The organism is Paraburkholderia sp. RL17-373-BIF-A, assembly GCF_046030175.1.
GTDB lineage: Bacteria > Pseudomonadota > Gammaproteobacteria > Burkholderiales > Burkholderiaceae > Paraburkholderia.
On sequence record NZ_JARESO010000419.1, the window covers coordinates 1 to 468 of the forward strand.

The following is a 468-nucleotide window of genomic DNA, read 5'->3' on the forward strand; positions in this document are numbered from 1 at the left end:
GTCTGACGCCCAGCCTGCACGGCATCGAACGCCGCTTCAGCGGCCAGCATGCCGGTCTTGATCGCCGCATGCGAACCCTTGATCCGAGATGCGTTCAGGAAGCCCGCATCGTCGCCGACCAGCGCGCCACCCGGAAACACCAGCTTCGGCAGGGACATCAGGCCGCCGGCGGTAATCGCCCGCGCGCCGTACGACACGCGCTTGCCACCTTCGAGCACCGCACGAATCGCCGGATGCGTCTTGTAGCGCTGGAATTCCTCGAACGGCGACAGGTACGGGTTCGTGTAGCCGAGGCCCACCACGAAACCCACCACCACCTGGTTGTTATCCATGTGATAGAGGAACGAGCCACCGTACGTGTCGTTTTCCAGCGGCCAGCCGGCGGTGTGCATCACCAGACCCGGCTTGTGCTTCGACGGATCGATTTCCCACAGTTCCTTGATGCCGATCCCGTAGACCTGCGGATCA

1 protein-coding gene is annotated in these 468 nt (G+C 63.5%); it reads right to left on the minus strand.

Annotated features, from left to right (window positions below; genetic code table 11):
* Positions 1 to 468 (minus strand): NAD(P)/FAD-dependent oxidoreductase (locus P0D80_RS51180; protein WP_408296617.1); only part of this gene is annotated, 468 nt, incomplete at both ends.